Here is a 16,285-nt window from a genome sequence, read left to right as displayed (position 1 = left end):
TGAAAGGACGTGGGAGATGGGACGAAGTTCCAGGCGGGACGCTGAGCTGTCGGGGTTGCCCGATCATGCACTGCTGAGCATCATCCGTATCCCGGAGGCCGCCAAGATCAGCCCGTGGTGGCTCATGCTCCGGCGGGTGGGGTACGCCCTCATCCTGACGCTCACGGTCACCCTCATCGTCTACTTCGACCGCGGCGGGTACTCGGAGGAACTCACCTTCATCGATGCGCTGTACTATTCCACGGTGTCCTTGACCACCGTGGGTTACGGCGATATCACGCCCGTGACCCAGGAGGCGCGCCTGCTCAACGTCCTGGTCATCACGCCGTTCCGCATCGCGTTCCTCGTGTTGCTGGTCGGTACCACCCTGTCCGTGCTCACCGAGGAATCGCGCCGGGCCCTGCAGATCCAGCGTTGGAGGAGACGAATGCGCAATCACACCGTCGTGGTCGGTTACGGCACCAAGGGACGCTCCGCCGTGGCGGCGCTCAAGGCCGATGGGGTGCCGGCGAACCAGATCGTGGTCATCGACACCGACCAGGCCGCCCTCGATGCCGCCAGCAATGACGGGCTGGTCACCGTCCGGGGCACCGCCACCAAGGCCGATGTGCTCCGGATCGCCGGTGTGCAGCGTGCCCGCGCGGTGGTGGTCGCCCCCAACCTCGATGACACCGCCGTGCTGGTCACCCTGTCGGTGCGGGAGATCGCGCCCCGGGCGATGATCGTGGCGTCGGTACGGGAATCGGAGAACCAGCACCTGTTGGAACAGTCCGGTGCGGATTCGGTGGTGATCTCCTCCGAGACCGCCGGTCGCATGCTGGGTCTGGCCACCGTAACCCCGTCGGTGGTGGAGATGATGGAGGATCTGCTCTCACCCGATGAGGGTTTCTCCGTGGCGGAACGTCCTGTCGCCGAGGATGAGGTGGGCTCCAACCCACGTCACCTCGCCGACATCGTCCTGGGTGTGGTGCGTTCCGGTGAGCTCTACCGCATTGACTCACCCGAGGCGGAGACCGTGGAACCGGGGGATCGTCTGCTCTATATCCGCCGGGTGTTCAGTGAGGATGTGAAGAACTGATGCAGATCCTGCCCGTGGGACCCCGCGATGAGATCCCCGTCCGTGACGGCCGCCCCGTCTTCCTCACCGACCATCCCGGGGAACCGGTGTCCGTGGCGCCGGAGTATTTCGCGGTCCGGGTCAGCAGCGGGGAGGTCCGCGACCTCGGCCGACCCGTCGCGCCACGCGACCTGAACGACCGGCTTGTCGACGCCTCCGTCAGCCTCCTGCGCAACCGGGAGCGGGTCCGGTTCGACCCCTCCGACGGCAGTGAACTGCGCTACGGCGATGGGGGAGTGGCGTACGGCGCGAGTGGTCGCCCCCTCTATCCCCGACTGGATCCCGCGGTCATCGGCCTGGTGGAACTCGCAGGCGCTGACCGGCTCCTGCTGGGCATGAACGCCCAGCGTCGCAAGTACTTCTCCCTGGTGGCCGGGTATGTCTCCCATGGTGAGAGCCTCGAGGAGGCGTTTGCCCGTGAGGTGTGGGAGGAGACCGGACGCCGGGTCGGTGGCATCACCTATGTGGGCAGTCAGCCGTGGCCGGTGTCGGGATCGCTCATGGTGGGGATGCGCGGAACCACCGCGGATGAGCATCCCCAGGCCGACACCGATGGTGAGCTCATCGAGGTGCTCTGGGTCAGCGCCCGCGATATCCGGGACCGCCGGATCCCCATCGCCCCACCCGGTTCCATTGCCCATGACATGATCCTGGCGTGGGCCGCCGGGAAGAACCAGTAGTTTTCTCAAGAAGTGAAGGGGTATTTGTGATCAACCTGCAGGACCTCGACGAGGACCAGCGTATCGCCGCCACCGCACCACGTGGACCGGTGTGCATCCTGGCGGGTGCCGGAACGGGTAAGACCCGCACCATCACCTACCGGATCGCCCACCTGATCGACCAGGGCTTTGTCAGCCCGAACCGGGTGCTCGCGGTGACGTTCACCTCCCGGGCCGCAGGGGAGATGCGCCACCGACTCAACCTCATGGGGATCGGCGGTGTGCAGGCCAGGACCTTCCACGCGGCGGCGCGTAAACAGCTGATGTATTTCTGGCCGCAGGTCGCCGGTGATCTGAAGTGGAAACTGCTGGACAACAAATTCCCCCTCGTCGGCCGTGCCGTGCGTGGTGCGCGTCTGGAATCCTCCACCGAGAAGGTCCGTGACATCCTTGGGGAGATCGAGTGGGCGAAGGCATCGCTGATCTCACCGGAGCAGTATCCGGAGAAGCTCGGCCCCCGCACCCCGCCGGTGCCCGCGGAGAAGGTCGCCGATGTCTACGCCCGCTATGAGCAGATGAAAACCACCGGTGAGGGACTGCTCCTGGATTTCGATGACCTGCTTCTGCACACCGCCGGCGCCCTAGAGAATTCCCCGGCGGTGGCAGAGGAGTTCCGCCAGCAGTACCGCAGCTTTGTCGTCGATGAGTACCAGGATGTCACCCCGCTGCAGCAGCGGGTGTTGGAGGCCTGGCTGGGGGACCGTGATGATCTGACCGTGGTCGGGGATGCCAACCAGACGATCTACTCCTTCACCGGGGCCACCCCGCACTATCTGCTCAACTTCTCCCGGACGTATGAGAATGCGACCGTCGTCAAGCTCCAGCGCGACTACCGCTCCACCCCGCAGGTGACCGACCTGGCCAACACCGTCATCGCCCAGGCCCGGGGCCGGGTGGCCGGCACCCGCCTGGAGTTGCAGGGCATGCGTGATCCCGGTCCGGAGCCCGAGTTCACCTCCTATGATGATGAACCGACCGAGGCCCGCGAGGTCGCAGGCAGGATCCTCACCCTGCTCGACCAGGGGGTGGCCGCCTCCGAGATCGCCGTGCTCTACCGCATCAATGCGCAGTCCGCGGTGTTCGAACAGGCGCTGTCGGATGCCGGGATCGTCTACCAGGTGCGTGGCGGCGAGGGGTTCTTCACCCGCGCCGAGATCCGGCAGGCCCTGTCTCAGCTGGTGCGCGCGGCACAGCGCGACGTCGACGAGACGGACCTGGTGCGACTGGTGCGCCGCACCCTCGTGCCACTGGGCTTGTCGACGCAGGAACCCGAAGGCGCCCAGGAACGCGAACGCTGGCAGTCCCTCAACGCCCTGGTTGACCTCGTCGAGGAGCTGCTCACCGCCACTCCGGACCTGGATTTCCAGGGTCTGCTGCGCAAACTCCACGAACGCCAGGAGGCCAAGCACCCACCCACCGTCGAGGGTGTCACCCTCGCCTCACTGCACGCCGCCAAGGGCCTGGAGTGGGATGCGGTGTTCCTGGTGGGTCTGGTGGATTCCACCCTGCCCATCAGTCATGCCATCAAGGCCGGCGATGAGGCCATCGAGGAGGAACGGCGCCTGTTCTACGTCGGTGTCACCCGCGCCCGCGAACACCTCTTCTGCTCCTGGGCCCTGTCCCGGCAGGAGGGCGGGCGTAAATCCCGCAAACGCACCCGCTTCCTCGACGGCATCGTCATCGACCCCACCCCGGAGTCCGGCACGCCGCGGGGCAACCGGCCACGCAACTGCCGGGTGTGCGGCAACCCGCTGGACACCCCGGCGGAACGGGTCGTCGGCCGGTGCAACGCCTGCCCGCCGCAGGCCGATGAGCAGGTCTTTGAACGACTGCGCACCTGGCGGAACACCACCGCGCAGAAGGAGAACGTCCCCGCCTATATCGTGTTCTCCAACGCCACGCTCATGGCTCTCGCGGAGCTCATGCCCACCAGTGACAATGAGCTGCTCAACGTGCCCGGCATCGGGCCGATGAAGGCGGAGAAATACGGTGATGAGATCCTGGAGATTCTCCGCGGCTGACGCGCGCTAGTTGATGGTGTATCCGCCACACCGGGGCTGGCCCAGTGGCAGTGAGGCATCGGTGGGGAATCCGCACTGCTCTGGATCAAAGGTGATGGTGAGCCGCTGGCCCTCGAGGTTGAACCCGGTGGGGTCGGAATTGTAGGGGGTCACCTGCCCGAGTTGAACCATGGTGGCTTCCTGCTGCACCAGACCATTCGGATCGCTTGCCTTGTGTGCGTAGAAGATGGTGGGATTATCCAGGATGAACACCGCGAAACGGTGGCTGTCATCCTCACCATTCGGTGTACTGGAATGACCCTGGTGACGGGCGAGTTCCGGTGCTGTCATCACTTGTACCTGCCCTGACAGGGTGAGGCCCCCGTCCGGTCGTGTGGAAGGTTGCGGGGCTGGGACCGGCCGTGTGGTGTGGGGTGTGTAAACCTCCCCCACCGTGGGTGTCATTGCTTCCAGGGGGGTGCGGTCATTGATGCTGTGGAATGTGATCGGCAACAGGGCCCCGGATGGGGCGCTCATGGAATCCTTCCACTCCGATCCGGTGGCGGATAACCGCTCCCCGTCAAGGACGAAGGGCCGCACCGTGATCTCCGGTCTGAGTGAGTGCCACTCCGCCTGGAGTATCTGATCCCGGGACGCAGTTGCATTGATACCGGCGCGGTAACCTCCGGCCCCGGCGGCCCCGCTGAGCAGCGTGTCGGGTGGGGCGATCAGCGAGCCGGAGGTACCCACGCTGAAGACACGGATGGGGTCGAGGTGTTCAACCGTGGTGGCCCGGAGTAGCAGCTCCGGGGTGGAATCGCCGGTCATCTCCACCAGTGCGTAGTCGTAGTTACCGGTCAGGGCGTAGTCGGCACCACCGGTGAAGGGGAACTGTCCCGGTGAGTTGAGTACCTCGTGGTAGGCGGTCCTGGCCTGGGCCACAGAGGACGCAGAATCATCCCCGGTGTCGGCCCGGGGCTCACCGATATCGTTACCAGAAGATGCGACAGTGTCCTCCGGTTGTTGGGTGATGGTGGTGGTGAGGGTGGGCCGTTCATCCTCGGCCGTCGAGTCTGCACACCCGGTGAGGAGGACGGCTGCTGCAAGGAGGAGTATGAGACTCCGGTACGCACGTGGTGGTTTCATGGGATCCGGCGGGGTTCCTTTCAGACAGTTGATAAAAGAAGGGTAGCGCGGGTGCGGACACCGGGTGGCGCTTTATTCACCAGGTCGCTATGTCCCGGCCGCGAAACACACTGGACACCCGGGATGCACCGGGAGGGTGCTTTTGATCGAGGTGCCCGCATAGGGGTCGATCTCCTCCACCTCGCCCGCCCGCCAGTCATCGGTGTGTACGAGAGCGGCCACCCGGGCGGCGGTGGCGGCCTCCGTGACGGGATCGGGGCTGGTCGGGCCGTTGGGTTGCTGGGTGGCCAGAGCGTGCCAGTGCGGATCGATGTCACTGCGGTGCAGGTCCACGCACATCAGGCACGGGCCGACCAGACGCCGACGACCGGGGCCGATGAGCCCGCGGTTGTCGATGAGCGATGCCATCAGATAGGTGGGTACCCGCCTGGCTAGCAGGGGAGCCAGGTACCGGGTGTGGGCGAGACGGTTGAGCACCACCACCTGGAGTGCCGGCCGGGTGAGGAACTGGGCGGGATTATCGCCACGCAAGGCGATGCGGGGCACCAGACCCAGTGCCTCGATGAGGGAGGCGGTGGCGTCGAGAAGCGTCCCGTTGCCCAGTAGTAACACCTCCCCGGGCGCGCATTCCCGCAGCACCCGGTAGGCGAGCAGGTCCTCGAGCAGGCTGGTGGCCGCCCCTCGTCCCAGACCCGCGGAGGTGAGCTTGTCGACGACCCCCTCCACCCCCTGCCCGGCCCGCAGGGCGAGCAACACCGGCACGATCCGTGCAGCCAACTCCGGGGATTCGAGCTCGAGAATCCCGGCGCGCGTGGCATCCACGCCGAACTGGATCGCTGGGCCCGGACGGATGAGGATCTGGGCGGACGGCGAGAGCATGATGTGTGTCATGGACAACCCCCAGGCTTCCACACACCCCCGAATGCCTCCATTCCACCACAGTTACACTGATGTGTCATGCAGGAGATTGAGGTGATCCGTTCGGCCAGGCGGACCAGGACGGTGCAGGCGAGGATCGTCGACGGCAGGATCGAGGTGCGGATCCCGGCGGCGATGACGGCTGCGGAGGAGGAGAAGGCGGTGGGGGAGATCGTCGCAAAGCTGAAGAAGCGCACCACCTCCACCGCGACGAGCGATGCCGACCTGGTGGAACGCGCGCACCGCCTCAACCGCACGGTGCTGGAGGGGCACGCCCGGGTGGGGTCGGTGCGGTGGGTGGGTAATCAGAATTCGCGGTGGGGTTCGTGCAGCGTCGCCACCGCGGATATCCGGATCTCCGACCGGTTGCGCCAGGTGCCGGACTATGTCCTGGATGCGGTGCTGGTGCATGAACTCACGCACACGTTCATCCCGGATCATTCACCGGAGTTCTGGTCCTGGGCAGACAAAACGCCCCTGGCTGAGCGGGCCAGGGGCTATCTTGAGGCGTACCAGCGCTGGGGCTGATCGCTGGGTGCTTATTTAGCGGTGTCGTCGCCGGACTCGTCGGTGGTGTCACCGTCGGTGTCATCCCCGGTCTCGGCCGATCCGTCCTTCTTGTCGGCCTCCTCGGCGAGGAACTTCTCCAGCTTGCTGATCTCGGCGATCGGGTCGAAGTCATCGGACCCACCCTGATCGAGGAGACCGTCGATGAACTGGGCGGGGTTGTCCAGGTCCTCGGCAACCGGCAGGAAGTCGGGGTGGTCCCAGACCGCGTCACGACGCTGGACACCCACCGCCACCTCGATGCGACGCCACAGTTCGGTGGCCTCGGCGACCTTCGGGGCGTTGAACTCGATGCCGACCACCTTGGCGAAGGCCTGCTCGGCGGAGCCTCCGGTGGCACGGCGGCGTCGCCACGCCTCGTTGATCGCGCCGGTCGACGGGATGCGCTCGGACATCGCCTGGGTGACCACCAGATCCACCCAGCCCTCGACGAGGGCGAGGAGGGTCTCCAGGCGGGAGACGGCGGCGGCGTTGCGGGAACCGATGCGCGGGGAGAGGTCCATGCCCTGCAGTTCGCTCATCATCTCCTGGAGGCGCTGCGGGTCGGGGGTGTCCATCTGGAACTGACCCAGCGCGTCCTGGATGTGGGAGGTGTCGATCTCCAGGCCGGTGGCGTATTCCTCGACGGAGGACACCAGACGCTCCAGCAGCCACGGCACGTGCTTGAACAGGCGCTGGCGGGCGGCCTCGCGGGCGCAGATGTAGACGAGCATCTCCTGCGCCGGCACGTTGAGACCCTTGGAGGCCTCGGCGAGGTTGACGGGCAGGATCGCCGCGACACCGGCGGGGGCAACGGGCAGGCCGAAATCGGAACCGGACAGGGTCTGCTTGGCCAGGTCACCGAGGGCGTTGCCCAGCTGCATGCCGAAGTTCATCGAGGACATCTGGTTCATCATCGATGACATCGGGCCCATCATCTCCTTGGCCTCCTCGGGGAGGTTTTCCAGCTGGGCCTGGTTCATATGCTCGGCGACGGGGGAGACCAGACGCTTCCACATGGGCAGGGTGTGTTCCAGCCACTCCTCGGCGTTCCACGCCTCGGCGCGGTGGCCGGAGGTGGGTAGTTCCGTGGCGTCATCCAGCCACAGTTCGGCGAGCCGGATGGACTCGGCGACGGCATCCTTGTCGGACTGTTTCGTCGGTGCCACGCGTCCGATCTGCTGGCGGGCGATCCGGGTGGCTAATTCATAATTGACCGGGCCGCCGGCCTCGGGGTTATTCATGGAATCACCCATGCCCGAGAGCATCTGGCCGAACTGGTTGAGCAGATCACCCAGTCCGCCGCCACCGAACCCGCCGGTGCCGCCGAAGAAACCGAAGGGATCGTTGTTGTTACGGTCCCTGTCGTTATCGTCGTCGTCATTATTCCCGAAGGAGAAACCGAAGCCATTGGAATTCATGGTTACCAATCTACAAGGTGGTCAAACCCGAACGCCATGAACCGGACAACGCTGTCAGCGAACACAGGTTGTAGGGTTGGTATGCGTGAACCGCAGAATCAAGACCCTCGCCTTGGGAGCCATCCCGCTCGTGGCGCTGGCCTCACTCGTCAGCATCGACCACATCCCGGGTACCGACATCAGCCTCACCGTCCCCTATGCGGCGGAGGGCCCCGGTCCGACGTTCAACACCCTCGGGGAGGTTGACGGCGTGGAGGTCGTGGAGATCACCGGCACCGAGACCGATGATGTGGAGGGCAACCTCAACATGACCACCGTGTCGGTGCGCACCGGCATGACCCTGTCGCAGGTGCTGTCCCGGTGGTTGTTCACCGATGACACCATCGTGCCCATCGAGCAGATCTTCCCACCGGGGCGCACTCCCGAGGAGATCCGGGAATCCAACACCATGGCGTTCGCCGCCTCGGAGGCCTCCGCCACGATCGCGGCGATGAACTTCCTCAACCTGCCGGTGGAGATCGAGGTCTATGACGTGGTGGAGGACAGCGCCGCCGCGGGCACCCTCGAACCGGGTGATGCGGTGAGCACCGTCAATGGCACCGCCGTGACCACCCCGGGTGAGGTCCAGGAGCTGATCCGGGGTATGTCACCGGGCGATGAGGTGACCATCACCTACCGCCGAGGTGGGGAGGAGAAGACCGCCACGGTTCCCCTCGGTGCGCATCCGCAGGACGATTCCGTGCCACTGCTGGGTATCTCCATGACCTCGGTTCCGGTTTCCGACACCGAGGTGACCTACAACCTCGAGGACATCGGCGGCCCCAGCGCAGGTCTGATGTTCTCGCTCGCCGTGGTGGATAAGCTCTCCCCGGGGCCCCTGAACGGGGGCAAGTTCGTGGCGGGTTCCGGCACCATCGCCGAGGACGGTTCCGTCGGGCCGATCGGGGGTATCGCCCACAAGGTCCGTGCGGCGAAGGAGGCGGGGGCGGAGATCCTCCTGGCGCCCACCGACAACTGCGCCGAGGCGCTCACCGCCGACTACGGCGACATGACCATCCTGCAGGTGGACACCCTGGACCACGCGATTGAGCAGCTGGATGCCTACACCTCCGGCGGGGATTACCAGACCTGTAACTAGGATCCCCGGTGGCTATCCGTCTGTGGTGGTCTCCGGGACAACAGTCGGTGACGGCTCCCAGTCTGCCGGGGGCTCGACCAGGCCGAGCTCATAGATGCGGTCCTCCGGGTCGATCCGGTCGGAGGAGACCATCTGCTGCAGCACCAGACCCCCGTCATTGTCCACGACGGTGACAATCGAGGTGGTGCCCATCGTCGTCCACCCCACGATCCGCGAACCGGTGTCCTCCACCACACGTGAGCTGCGCAGCTCGGTCAGCAGCTGGGTGGTGGAGGCGGCCTTGGCGTTGTTGGCGAAGAACTGGAACTGCCCCACCTCGGAACCGGTGCACGCCCAGGAATTCTCCAGCCCACTGGGATCACAACTGTCCAGTTCCTCGAACAGGGACCGCGGCGCCAGCGACTGGAACACCTCGTAGACCTTCTCCACATCCCGGGAGAGCCTCACCTCCCGTGCGCTTGTCGACGCCTCGACCTCCTCGGTGGTCACCGTCTCCTCCGAGGGCGAACCGGTGGTGGTGGGGGAGGGAGCCTCTGAGGTGGTTGTTGTGGTGGTCTGAGTGGAGGTTGGGGTGGTGGTCTGGGCTGTGGTCGTCTCCGGGTCTGTGCCCCCGTCGGGGGAGCAGGCGACGAGCACCGGAATGAGCGCCACCAGTCCCAGGCCAAGACGGATGCGGGTACGCGGGGTGGACGCCACAGTCAGGTTCTCCTCATGTTGTGCTGCCCCAGGTGAAGGGGATTGACCTTTTTATTCTAACCATCCGGGCCGGATGGGCGGGAGGTTAGAAGTCCTCGGGCTCTGCTTCCAGGGTGTAGCGCAGGGCCGTGATCACACCGGGGGCAACCCCCGGGCCACCCCGCAGTTCGACCTCGTCCTCGGCGAAGGGACCCCGCTCGGCCAGTTCCTCCTCCGTGGGGCGGAGCTGCAGCAGTGTCAGTTCGGCGTCGCCACGCAGCACGCCGGAGAACAGGCGCGCCGGGCGGGCGGCGGAACCCGGGACGGAGGAGTCGGTGAACATGATCTCCTGGGCGAGAACCACACCGGCGACCTCGGACGGCCATGCCAGGCGGGAGATGTAGTCACCCAGGGCCTCGGAACCGGGGAGGAGGTTGTCGGGGATGTTGTCCTGAACCACGAGGGTGAGGGGGGAATCAGCCGCGTCATCGGTGTCCAGATTGTCCACGAGCAGGTCCGTGGGCACCAGCGCGAACAGAGTGGGGCCCTGGTCCCATCCCTCGGCGTGGATGAAGTCAACCGCCTCCCGCATCGCCTTGTTGAGTGCCTGCGGACTGAAAACATCAGCGTTCATTATTTTTTCCTTAATAAAATGGCCCGTTGGTCTTTAATTGCGATTAAACCGTAGAGTAGGGGAGAAACGAAGAAACACGCATTCACATAAGGATATTGTCTTGGCGACTGGTCTCACCCCTCCACCCCAACCGATCAAACGACCGCCAAAAGTTGTTACCTGGATCTTCGGTATCATCGCGCTGCTGGTTCTGGTCACCCCGCTCACCGTCGGTTTCTACACGGACTGGCTCTGGTTCGGCGAAGTGGATTACCGTGGCGTGTTCAGCACGGTCATTGTCACCCGCATCATCTTGTTCATCGTCTTCGCCCTTCTGGCAGGTTTTGTCACCTGGTTGGCCGGATACTTCACCATCAAACTGCGTCCGGATGACCTGACCGCATTTGATGCGGAGTCGCCCGTCTTCCAGTACCGGCAGATGATCGAGAACAGCCTGCGTCGCATCCTTATCGTGGTGCCGATCTTCGTCGGACTGCTGGGTGGACTGGTCGGACAGCGGTCCTGGCAGACCGTCCAGCTCTTCCTCAACCGCGAGTCCTTCGGTGTGGAGGACCAGCAGTTCGGTATGGACTACGGCTTCTACGCCTTCAGCCTGCCGATGCTGCGTCTGATCACCAGCTCCCTGTCGACGCTGCTGGTGGTCGCCTTCATCATCGCCCTGGTGGGTCACTACCTGCTCGGTGGCATCCGCCCCGGTAACCAGATGACCGGCCAGAAGGCCTTCATCTCCCGTGGTGCACGCGCACAGCTGGCCGTCACCGCAGGTCTGTGGATGCTGGTTCGCGTCGCCACCTACTGGCTGGAACGCTATGACCTGCTGACCAGGGAGAACGCCACCTTCACCGGTGCGGGTTACACCGACATCAACGCGCACCTGCCCGCGAAGATCATCCTGATGATCATCTCCATCATCGTTGCGGTCGCGTTCTTCTCCGCCATCTTCCTCAAGGATCTGCGTATCCCGGGACTGGCCGTGGTGCTGCTGGTGCTCAGCTCCGTTGTGGTCGGTGCCGTCTGGCCACTGATGCTTGAGCGTTTCTCCGTTCAGCCCAACCGTGCCGAGAAGGAATCCGAGTACATCTCGCGCAATATCGAATCGACACGGTTCGCCTACGGCATCACCGATGACGAGGTCACCTACATCGAGGACTGGGGTGCCGGTGGCGCCAGCAACGCCGAGGTGGCCGCCGACGAGGCAACCATCTCCAACATCCGTCTGCTGGATCCACAGATCCTGTCCCCCACCTTCACCCAGCAGCAGCAGCTGAGGAACTTCTACGGTTTCCCCGAGCAGCTGGCCATGGACCGCTATGAGGTCGACGGTGAACTCCGTGACTTCGTGGTGGCCGCCCGTGAGCTGGACCCGAACTCCCTGCAGCAGAACCAGCAGGACTGGATCAACCGCCACACCGTGTACACCCACGGCAACGGTTTCATCGCAGCCCAGGCCAACCAGGTCGATGAGGTTGCCCGCGATGTCGGATCCACCCGTGGTGGTTACCCGGTCTACACCGTCTCCGATCTGCAGACCAACGCCCGTGCTGCGGAGAGCGAAGACGCGGAGCAACTCGGCATCATGGTTGAACAGCCCCGCATCTACTACGGACCACTGATCGCGTCCGCAACAGACGGCAAGGATTACGCCATCGTCGGTGACACCGGTGACGGCCCGGTCGAGTACGACACCGACTCCACCAGCTACACCTACGACGGTGAGGGCGGCGTCGACGTCGGCAACCTCGTTAACCGTGCAGCCTTCGCCCTCCGGTACCAGGAGATGAACATGATCCTGTCGGATCGTGTCGGCGACGACTCCAAGATCCTCTTCGAGCGTGATCCCCGCACCCGCGTGGAGAAGGTCGCTCCGTGGCTGACCACCGATTCGAAGTCCTACCCGGCTGTCATCGACGGCAGCATCAAGTGGATCGTGGACGGCTACACCACCCTCTCCACCCTCCCGTACGCCACCCGGACCTCACTGACCGAGGCCACCCTGGATTCAGTGGTGGTGGACAACTTCCAGCAGCCACTGCTGACCGAGGAGGTTGGCTACATCCGTAACTCCGTCAAGGCTGTTGTCGACGCCTATGACGGCACCGTGGAGCTCTACGAATTCGACTCTGAGGACCCGGTGCTCAAAGCCTGGCGTGGCGTGTTCCCCGATGTCGTGCAGCCGGAGAGCGCGATCTCCGATGAGCTGCGCGACCACCTGCGTTACCCGGAGGACATGTTCAAGGTTCAGCGTGAGATGCTCTCCCGCTACCACGTTGAGGATGCCGGCACCTTCTTCACCAACGATGCGTTCTGGTCCGTCCCGAACGACCCGACCGCACCTGAGGGTCGCCAGGAGATGAAGCAGCCGCCGTACTACGTCGTGGCCGCTGACCCCGACACCGGCGAGTCCAGCTTCCAGCTGATCACCCCGTTCCGTGGTCTGCAGCGTGAGTTCCTCTCCGCCCACATGGCCGCATCCTCCGATCCGGACAACTTCGGCAAGATCACCGTCCGTGTTCTGCCGACCGGCGCGGTGACCCAGGGTCCGAAGCAGGCCCAGGATGCCATGATGTCCTCCGACCAGGTCGCCCAGGACCAGACCCTGTGGCGTGGTTCCAACGACCTGTTCAACGGTAACCTGCTGACCCTGCCCGTCGGTGGGGGAGAGATCCTCTACGTCGAACCGATCTACTCCCAGCGTAGGGACCAGGAATCGGCCTTCCCGAAGCTGCTGCGCATGCTGGTCTTCTACAAGGGCCAGGTCGGTTACGCGCCGACCATCGCTGAGGCGCTGTCCCAGGTCGGCATCGACCCGGCCGCAGCCCAGGACATCGAGGTCGTCGAGGAGGACGGCACCGTCACCGTTCCGGAGGTTGGTGCCACCGAGGACACCGACGCCGCCACCCCTGATGAGGACGAGGCACCAGCAGCACCGGCAGGTTCCGAGGCTGAAGGTATCGAGGCCATCAATGAGGCTCTCCGTAACCTGGAGACCGCACGCGATGGTTCCTTCGAGGAGTACGGCCGTGCGCTTGACGCTCTGGACCGTGCAGTCGAGAGCTACCAGGGTGCTGCTACCGCGGAGTAATCCCGGTCAGACCTTGTAGTTGATGCCTGTGGCCTCGGCGCTGGAGACAGCGTCGGGGCCACAGGCCCGTCCGGGGCCGGGACCAGGCGATTTGGTCGTATCCGGGTCGGGCTGTATAGTTTATCGATGTTGCCAGGAACACGGGAAGAGATTCCCCAGACTGTCAACAAGGTGAAATTTAATAACACCGCGTCGCGGGGTGGAGCAGCTCGGTAGCTCGCTGGGCTCATAACCCAGAGGTCGTAGGTTCGAATCCTGCCCCCGCTACTAATGAAAAATCCTCCGGAACTACACAGTTCCGGAGGATTTTTTCGTATCTTGACTTAAAAGGACAACAGGCCTCGGATCGCGCCGAAGACGAGGCCGAGGCTGCTGCCGATGATCGGCAGCTGGGAGTAGAAGTTGGCGAAGGTATCAAAGTAGTGCACGGGGACTCCTGAGGGGATCTGGGGTGGTGGACGGGTGTGTCAGGGTGTCATCCTCAGGAGGACAGGCCCAGGGTGGTGAAGGTGGCGGCGACAAAGGGGGCGAGGGCAACGACGCCGATGACCGTTTCAAGCAGCATCGGGAACGCGAGGATGTCCGCGGTAATGGTGGCGGCTATCTCCTGGGCGGCGGTGAAATCCATGAAGGGGATTCCTTTCGGGGAAGCGGTGTAGGGAAGCTTTTCTGGTGGGTCTGAACGCGAGAATCATAACAGCAACATTGCTAAACTGTCTCGGTTTCGGTGGCCTGAGACGTCTGGTGGGGACCCATAATTGGAAATCATCGCCATTTCGTGTATAGTGGTGACTCGTAGCCGGAACGCACAATGACCGGCGAAGGTGCAGATAGATGGCACCGCGTCGCGGGGTGGAGCAGCTCGGTAGCTCGCTGGGCTCATAACCCAGAGGTCGTAGGTTCGAATCCTGCCCCCGCTACTAATCAAAACTCCCCTCATCATGATGATGAGGGGAGTTTTTCGTCGATAAGCGTCTCAGATCGGTTTGCGCTTGATCACGATGTCGGGTTCCCCGGGATCCTCGCCGTTGGGATCGGTGTACCAGGTGGTCAGGGAGGGGTCGTCGCTGTCGAAGTCGGCGCCGGCACCCTCGTCCTTCTTCACGTGCGTGACACCGAAGATGAAATCATCACCGTGTTCATCGATGCCATGGACCACGCCCTTGCGGATGGCGGCCAGTGCATATTTCCGGCGGATCATCAACGGATCATTCTTCAGCTCGATGCCCCAGGAGATCATCACGCCGACGAGGATGACCGCGAAGGGCAGGGCGCAGGTGACCATGATCGACTGCAACCCGGACAGGGCGTTCTGACCGCCGGCGAGCAGCAGGGACATCGCGATCAGTCCGAGCATCGAGCCCCAGATGATGGTGACCGGCTTGGAGGGCACCGGACGGCCGGACTGGGACATCGACCCCATGACATTGGTGGCGGAGTCAGCGGCGGTGACGAAGAAGATGACAATGGCCACCAGCACGACAATGGAGGTGATCGTGGACAGTGGCAGGTTGCCCATGAGATCGAACATCACGTTCTCACCGGCGCACGGATCTCCAGGCCCTCGCCGTAACGATGCTGCCAGATGGTGGAACCACCGAAGATGATGAACCAGATCATCGAGATCCCGGACGGCACCAGCGCCACCACGATGACGAATTCCCGGATGGTACGACCGCGCGAGATCTTGGCGATGAACATGCCGACGAACGGCGACCAGGAGATCCACCACGCCCACAGCAGCGTGGTCCAACTCTGGAGGAACACCTTCTCCGCCTCACCCTCACTCGGGTACACCGTCAACATGGCGGGCAGACCGTCGAAGAAGGTCAACAGGGTGGCCGGAACGAGATCGAGGAGGAACACCGTGGGTCCCGCAAGGAGGGCGAACACCGTCAGGCCCACCACGAGAACCATATTCGCGTTGGACAACATGCGGATGCCCTTCTTCACACCTGACACCGCGGAAAAGATGAAGATCACGGTCAGGATGGTGATGGCGATGATGAGGAAGGTGTCTCCGCTGACATCGCGTCCCGTGACGATGGAGGTTCCCGTCTGGATCTGGAGTGCACCGATGCCCAGTGAGGTGGCCGTGCCGAAGAGGGTGACCAGGACCGCGAAGGTATCGATGATCCGACCCGGGACGCGGTTGTTGCCACCGGGGAAGACCGGTTCGAACAGCGATGAGATGAGGGGCAGCCGTCCACGACGGTAGGAGGCATACGCGATGGAGCCACCCACCAGGGCGTAGATGGGCCACGCGAGGGAGGCCTGGTGCAGGATGGCCTGGGCGATGGCCTGGGTGACCAGCCCGCTGGATTCCGCCTCCAGGCTCGAACCGGGTGGCGGGGTGATGTAGTGGATCAGTGGCTCCATGGGGTCGTAGAAGATGAGACCGATGCCCAGGCCCGCCGCGAAGAGCATGGAGATCCAGGACGTGGTGGAGTAGTCGGGTTCGCTGTCATCCGGGCCCAGCGGGATCCGGCCGGTGGGGGCCAGGCCGATGACGAACATGAAGATCGCGATGGCCACGACCAGGGCGCCGAAGAACCACGCGAAGTTTTCCACCACCCATCCCTGCATGGTGGTTCCCACCTCGTTGATGCCGGTGGGGGAGACGACCGCCCAGATGAAGACGGCCAGGGAGAACGTCAGCGCCACAGCGAAGACGATCTTGTTGGTGGGGAATTTCGCCCCGGTGTCCGCGACGTTGATGCCGGGCACGAGTGCCGGGTGGATGGACCGTTCACCGCGGGTTGCTTTCTCCAGTGCGCTCGGTATGCGTCTTTTGGGGGAACCTGGGGTGGTCATGTCAGTATCCTTCGGTTGTGACGAAGATATCCTTTTCTCCAGTGTAATCACCGGGCGGAATCTTCCGCGGTGGGT

Annotated in this window: 14 protein-coding genes and 2 tRNA genes; 8 read left to right on the top strand and 8 right to left on the bottom strand. The window is 64.0% G+C overall.

Features of this window, described 5'->3' with window-relative positions:
• Window positions 1–16: 16 nt before the first annotated feature.
• Genes H9627_RS02740 through H9627_RS02730 form a run of 3 tightly spaced genes read left to right on the top strand, consistent with a single transcriptional unit; the run spans window position 17 to window position 3,857 of the window.
• Window positions 17–1,078: a potassium channel family protein gene (locus H9627_RS02740; RefSeq protein ID WP_191732512.1), complete on the top strand. Its 1,062-nt coding sequence runs from the start codon at window positions 17–19 to the stop codon at window positions 1,076–1,078.
• Entirely contained in the window at window positions 1,078–1,797 is a 720-nt protein-coding gene (locus tag H9627_RS02735; RefSeq protein ID WP_191732511.1) for an NAD(+) diphosphatase, read from the top strand. Before H9627_RS02740 ends, H9627_RS02735 begins: the two co-directional genes overlap by 1 nt.
• 26 nt (window positions 1,798–1,823) lie before the next feature.
• On the top strand, window positions 1,824–3,857 hold the full coding sequence (locus tag H9627_RS02730; protein ID WP_191732510.1) for an ATP-dependent DNA helicase UvrD2: 2,034 nt from the start codon (window positions 1,824–1,826) through the stop codon (window positions 3,855–3,857).
• A 6-nt stretch (window positions 3,858–3,863) separates the two neighbouring features.
• Here H9627_RS02730 and H9627_RS02725 read toward each other — a convergent pair whose 3' ends face one another.
• Together H9627_RS02725 and H9627_RS02720 are read right to left on the bottom strand one after the other, a co-directional pair.
• Window positions 3,864–4,982, bottom strand: coding sequence for a hypothetical protein (locus H9627_RS02725; protein ID WP_191732509.1), 1,119 nt, complete (start codon window positions 4,980–4,982; stop codon window positions 3,864–3,866).
• An 87-nt stretch (window positions 4,983–5,069) separates the two neighbouring features.
• Complete coding sequence (locus H9627_RS02720) at window positions 5,070–5,873, bottom strand: hypothetical protein (protein ID WP_191732508.1); 804 nt, start codon at window positions 5,871–5,873, stop codon at window positions 5,070–5,072.
• A gap of 66 nt (window positions 5,874–5,939) precedes the next feature.
• Here H9627_RS02720 and H9627_RS02715 point away from each other — a divergent pair, with 66 nt between their 5' ends.
• Window positions 5,940–6,428 carry a M48 metallopeptidase family protein gene (locus H9627_RS02715; protein WP_191732507.1) on the top strand — a complete coding sequence of 163 codons (489 nt, stop codon included), beginning with the start codon at window positions 5,940–5,942 and terminating at the stop codon, window positions 6,426–6,428.
• An 11-nt stretch (window positions 6,429–6,439) separates the two neighbouring features.
• Here the strand turns inward: H9627_RS02715 and H9627_RS02710 are convergent, their stop codons facing one another.
• Entirely contained in the window at window positions 6,440–7,867 is a 1,428-nt protein-coding gene (locus H9627_RS02710; RefSeq protein WP_191732506.1) for a zinc-dependent metalloprotease, read from the bottom strand.
• 85 nt (window positions 7,868–7,952) lie between these two features.
• Here H9627_RS02710 and H9627_RS02705 point away from each other — a divergent pair, with 85 nt between their 5' ends.
• Window positions 7,953–9,005 (top strand): YlbL family protein, encoded by a 1,053-nt coding sequence (locus H9627_RS02705; RefSeq protein WP_191732505.1) that lies wholly within the window; start codon window positions 7,953–7,955, stop codon window positions 9,003–9,005.
• Between the two features lie 12 nt (window positions 9,006–9,017).
• Here the strand turns inward: H9627_RS02705 and H9627_RS02700 are convergent, their stop codons facing one another.
• Window positions 9,018–9,701 carry a hypothetical protein gene (locus H9627_RS02700; protein WP_318247748.1) on the bottom strand — a complete coding sequence of 228 codons (684 nt, stop codon included), beginning with the start codon at window positions 9,699–9,701 and terminating at the stop codon, window positions 9,018–9,020.
• Window positions 9,702–9,786: 85 nt separating this feature from the next.
• Window positions 9,787–10,314: a PPA1309 family protein gene (locus tag H9627_RS02695; protein WP_191732504.1), complete on the bottom strand. Its 528-nt coding sequence runs from the start codon at window positions 10,312–10,314 to the stop codon at window positions 9,787–9,789.
• A gap of 100 nt (window positions 10,315–10,414) precedes the next feature.
• On the opposite strand from H9627_RS02695, the gene H9627_RS02690 reads away from it, so the two are divergent.
• Together H9627_RS02690 and H9627_RS02685 are read left to right on the top strand one after the other, a co-directional pair.
• Window positions 10,415–13,396 carry a UPF0182 family protein gene (locus H9627_RS02690; protein ID WP_191732503.1) on the top strand — a complete coding sequence of 994 codons (2,982 nt, stop codon included), beginning with the start codon at window positions 10,415–10,417 and terminating at the stop codon, window positions 13,394–13,396.
• A 193-nt stretch (window positions 13,397–13,589) separates the two neighbouring features.
• Window positions 13,590–13,663, top strand: a tRNA-Met gene (locus H9627_RS02685).
• 214 nt (window positions 13,664–13,877) lie between these two features.
• Here H9627_RS02685 and H9627_RS02680 read toward each other — a convergent pair.
• Window positions 13,878–14,024: a hypothetical protein gene (locus H9627_RS02680; RefSeq protein WP_191732502.1), complete on the bottom strand. Its 147-nt coding sequence runs from the start codon at window positions 14,022–14,024 to the stop codon at window positions 13,878–13,880.
• A gap of 218 nt (window positions 14,025–14,242) precedes the next feature.
• On the opposite strand from H9627_RS02680, the gene H9627_RS02675 reads away from it, so the two are divergent.
• Window positions 14,243–14,316 (top strand) — tRNA-Met (locus tag H9627_RS02675).
• Window positions 14,317–14,372: 56 nt separating this feature from the next.
• On the opposite strand, the gene H9627_RS14305 is transcribed toward H9627_RS02675, so the two are convergent.
• Window positions 14,373–14,927, bottom strand: coding sequence for a BCCT family transporter (locus H9627_RS14305; RefSeq protein WP_263599058.1), 555 nt, complete (start codon window positions 14,925–14,927; stop codon window positions 14,373–14,375).
• On the bottom strand, window positions 14,927–16,210 hold the full coding sequence (locus H9627_RS02670; RefSeq protein ID WP_263599057.1) for a BCCT family transporter: 1,284 nt from the start codon (window positions 16,208–16,210) through the stop codon (window positions 14,927–14,929). The genes H9627_RS14305 and H9627_RS02670 overlap by 1 nt, the downstream gene beginning before the upstream one ends.
• Window positions 16,211–16,285: the final 75 nt, after the last annotated feature.

Origin of the sequence: Corynebacterium gallinarum (genome assembly GCF_014837045.1) — a bacterium.
GTDB classification, from domain to species: Bacteria; Actinomycetota; Actinomycetes; order Mycobacteriales; family Mycobacteriaceae; genus Corynebacterium; species Corynebacterium gallinarum.
The sequence above is the reverse complement of the archived record's forward strand: the minus strand, read 5'-3'. Positions and strand labels throughout refer to the sequence as shown.